The sequence below is a fragment of the Kitasatospora sp. NPDC057500 genome (genome assembly GCF_042802195.1).
GTDB lineage: Bacteria > Actinomycetota > Actinomycetes > Streptomycetales > Streptomycetaceae > Kitasatospora.
In genome coordinates this window covers 1-4,245 of the sequence record NZ_JBHVER010000363.1, presented here as the reverse complement: position 1 = coordinate 4,245, position 4,245 = coordinate 1, and the positions used below count along the sequence as shown (strand labels likewise).

Sequence of the window (4,245 nt, the reverse complement as noted above, 5' to 3'; positions counted from 1 at the left end):
GCGCACGGAGGACGGCCGAAAGCGGGACAACCCCGGGGCCGATTCACTACCGTCGTCCTCACGACAGCGGCACCGGCGGCACCGGACTCGTGGTCGGCGCGGCCCGCCGGGTGGGCGGCAGGGGGTGGCATGGCACAGGCACGGAGACGGCTGTCGCGCGCGGAGGCGGTACGCCGGCGCACCGGAGCCCAGTTCATCGGCCGCAGGACCCAGTTGGCGCTGTTCGTCGACAACCTGGCCCGCGACCCCGACCCGGACTCCGGGCCGGATCCGGCGGACTTCCTGTTCCATGTGCGCGGGGTCGGCGGGGTCGGCAAGTCCACCCTGCTCGCCCAGTGGCGCGAGGCGGCCCGGCGGGCCGGGGCGCTCACCGCGGTGGTCGACGAGACCGATGTGCACGGCGTCGAGACGGCGCTCACCGCGCTCGCCCGCCAGCTCGCCGAACAGGCCGGTCCGCTGCGGGAGTTCGACAAGGCGGTGGAGCAGTACCGGCGCTCGCTGCAGGCCGCGGCGGACCGCGAGCCGGAGCAGCCGCCCGGCGGGGAGGGAGCCTCGCTGCCGACCCGGATGGTGACCCAGGCGGCGTTCGGGGCGGCCTCGGTGCTGCCGGGGGCGGGCGTGGTCGCGGCGATGGCCAACCCGGACGCCGTGGCGCAGGGCGCCGAGCGGCTGATCGCCGGGGTGCGCCAGCGCCGGCGCGGCGGCGACGTCGAGGAGTCGGCGCTCAGCCGCGCGTTCGTCGCCGAGCTCACCCGGCTCTGCGAGCGCGACCGGGACCGGGGGCGGCGGCCGTGGATCGTGCTGTTCCTCGACACCTGGGAGCTGACCGGCCGCTACCTCGACGGCTGGCTGCGGGAGATCCTCGACGACGCGTTCGGCCCGCTGCCGCTGGAGGTGCTCTTCGTGCTGGCAGGCCGGGACGAGCTGGCCGAGCGCGAGTGGGCGCCGTGGCGGCCGGTCCTGGTGGACGTGCCGCTGGAGGTGTTCACCGAGCAGGAGGCCCGTGACCTGCTGGCGGCCCGCGGGGTGACCGACCCGCTGGTGGTCGACGCGGTGCTGCGGATGTCGATGCGGCTGCCGCTGCTGGTGGCGCTGCTGGCGGCCGCCGACCCCGGCGCGGTCGAGGAGGTCGCCGACGTCGGCGCGGACATGGTCGACCAGGCGGTGGTGCGCTTCCTGCAGTGGATCCCCGAGCAGGAGCGCCGGGAGACGGTGCTGGCGGCGGCGCTGCCGTTGCAGCTCAACCAGGACCTGTTCGCCTGCGCCGTGCCGCACGCCGAGCCGGCCGCCTGGGCCTGGCTGTCGGCGCAGCCCTTCGTGACCGGGCGCGGTGACTTCCTGCAGTACCACGCCGTGGTCCGCACCAGCATGGTGCGCCGGCGCCGGATCCACACCCCCCGGGAGTGGACGGCCGCGCACACCCGGTTGGCCGAGCACCACGCCGCCGCGCGCACGGCGGTCGAGCAGTACCTGCCGGCGGCCCGGCACGGGGCCGATCCGCGCTGGCGCCGGCCGCTGCTGAACGAGCTCTACCACCTGCTCTGCGCGGACCCGCTGGCCCATCTGGCGCTGGCGCTGGAGCACACCGCGCGCACCGCCGGGGACGCGCCGGACGCGCTGGCGCCGTGGGCGGAGATGCTCGGCCAGGCCGCGCTGGACAGCGACGACGCCGAGCTGGTCCGCTGGGCCCGCCGGATCCACGCGGCGGCGGGCGGCGAGCAGCCCGTCCTGGAGACGCTCGGCGCGCTGGCCGGTCCCGGGCTGCCCGCCCGGGTGCGGGCCTGGGCGCTCACCCACCGCGGCTACCAGTACTTCGTCGAGGACCGCGACGACGACGCGCTCGCCGATCTCGACCAGGCCGTCGCGATCGCCGCCGATCTGCCGCAGGCGCTCGCCTACCGGGGACGCGTGCTCAACTGGCACGGCCACCACGAGCGCGCGCTGGCCGACTTCACCGCCGCGCTGGCCCTCGACCCGGAGTACGCCTGGGCGCTGTCGCGGCGCGGCGAGGCCCGGCAGCTGGCGGGACTGGTCGAGGAGGCGATGGCCGACTTCACGGCGGCGCTCGTGCTGGACCCGGACGACGCCTGGGCGCTGGGCTCGCGCGGCCAGGCGCACCGGCTGGCCGGGCGGCTGGAGGAGGCGGTGGCCGACCTCACCGCGGCCATCCTGCTCGACCCGCAGTACGCCTGGGCGCTCACCCAGCGCGGCGAGGCGCTGCGGATGGCGGGCCGCCCGGCCGAGGCGATCGCCGACTTCACGGCGGCGCTCGCGCTGGACCCCGACGACGCCTGGACGCTGAGCTCCCGGGGCCAGGCGTTCCGGCAGACGGGCCGGCTGGACGAGGCGATCGCCGATCTGAGCGCCGCGCTCGCGCTCAACCCGGACAACGCGTGGGCGCTCGCCGAGCGCGGCGAGGCGCACCGCCAGGCGGGCCGCCCGGAGGAGGCGGTGGCCGACTTCACGGCCGCGGTGGCGCTCAACCCGGAGAACGCGTGGGCGCTCGGCTCGCGCGCCCAGGCGCACCGGCAGGCCGGGCGGCTGGACGAGGCCGTCGCGGACTTCACCGCCGCGCTCGCGCTCAACCCCGACTACGCGTGGGCCGTCGGCGAGCGCGGCGAGGCGCACCGGCAGGCCGGGCGGCTGGAGGAGGCCGTCGCCGATCTTTCGGCGGCGCTGGAGCTGGACCCGGAGTACGCGTGGGCGCTCGCCGAGCGCGGCGAGGCGCACCGGCAGGCGGGCCGGCTGGAGGAGGCCGTCGCCGATCTTTCGGCGGCGCTGGAGCTGGACCCGTCGGACGTGTGGGCGCTGCGGGCGCGCGGTCAGGCGCACCGGCAGGCCGGGCGGCTGGACGACGCGATCGCGGACCTGAGCGCCGTCCTGGTCGTCGACCCGGACTACGCCTGGGCGCTGGCGCTGCGGGGCGAGGCGCACCGGCTGGCGGGGGACCTGGAGGAGGCGGTGGCCGATCTGACGGCCGCGCTGGCGCTCGAACCGGACGACGCCTGGGCGCTCGGCTCCCGGGGGCAGGCGCGCCGGCAGGCGGGTGAGGTGGAGGGGGCGATCGAGGACCTGTCCGCCGCGCTCGCCCACAATCCGGACTACACCTGGGCGCTCGCCGAGCGCGGTCAGGCGCACCGGCAGGCCGGGCGTCCGGCGCAGGCGGTGGCGGACCTGTCCGCCGTGCTGGCCGGGGATCCGGCGGACGTCGCGGTGCGCTGCGCCCTCGCGGCGGCGTACCGGCACGACGGGCGGTCGGAGGACGCCCGGGAGCTGCTGGAGGGGTTGGCGCCGGAGGTGGCGGCGTCCTCGACGGTGCTGGTGGAGGTGGCGGTGCTGCGCTTGCTGACGGAGGGTCCGGAGGCCGCGGCGCCGGTGTGGGAGGCCTTCGTGGAGTGTCCGTACGAGGATCCGGACGACCCGTTCGAGCCCGGGGTGCGCAAGCTGCTGTACGGCCTGGCCGCCGGGGAGGGCGACCCGGAGGAGCTGGCGCGGGCCTTCCTGGCGGTGCCGGGGGCGCGGGCGGCGCGGGCGGACGTCTGCCTGTACCTCGCCGAGCTGGCGCGGGCCGGGGCGCCGGTGGGCGGGCGGGCCGAGGTCGCGCTGCGGATCCTGGGGTGACCCGCGGCGGGTGCCCGTTCGGGCAGAGGAGTCGTTCGAACTTGCGGGCCGGAACGACGGGTTCGGTAGATTCATGATCGACTTCCGAGCAGTCAGAACGCGTTCCCTCGCACGCACCGAGAGCAGGATCCCGATGACCGAACCCAGCTCCGCCGTCAGCCGCCGCACCCTGGTGACCGCCCTCGGCGCCACGGCCGCCGTGCTCGCCACCGCGCCGGCCGCACACGCCGCGGCCCCGGCCGCGCCCTCCGCCCCCGCCGCTCCGGGCGCCATCCCGCCGGCCGGTCAGGGTGCCCGCACGGTCACGGTGCCGGCCACCCGGGCCCGCTCCGCGGCCGGGCGCGCGGCCACCGGGGCGCGCACCGACTTCCCGATCCACTACGTCGGCGTCAGCTGGGACGGCCCGCTGCGCGGCGGCGCGATCCGGCTGCACCACGAGGGCACCGGTCCCGGCGCCTGGCAGCCGCTCACGCCGGGCTGCGCGGGCGGCCCCGACCTGCCGGGCCGGTCGGGCACCGACTCCGCCGCGGGCGCGGCGGTGCTGGTGCCGGCCGGCGGCGCCGTCGGCTACGACCTGCGGCGGCCCGCCGGCGCCGCCCACCCGCGCGCCACCGCCCTGGACAC

The 4,245-nt window shown here is 77.8% G+C and carries 1 protein-coding gene and 1 pseudogene; both read left to right on the top strand.

The window, feature by feature from the left end; all coding sequences use genetic code 11:
- Window positions 1–129: 129 nt before the first annotated feature.
- Window positions 130–3,621, top strand: coding sequence for a tetratricopeptide repeat protein (locus tag ACFU74_RS36390; RefSeq protein ID WP_380764413.1), 3,492 nt, complete (start codon window positions 130–132; stop codon window positions 3,619–3,621).
- A 133-nt stretch (window positions 3,622–3,754) separates the two neighbouring features.
- Window positions 3,755–4,245 (top strand): annotated as a pseudogene (locus tag ACFU74_RS36385) (hypothetical protein); the annotation flags it as partial.

Excerpts from the sequence above, each read along its gene's own strand:
- ACFU74_RS36390 (WP_380764413.1), top strand. The coding sequence starts at position 130 with ATGGCACAGGCACGGAGACGGCTGTCGCGCGCGGAGGCGGTACGCCGG.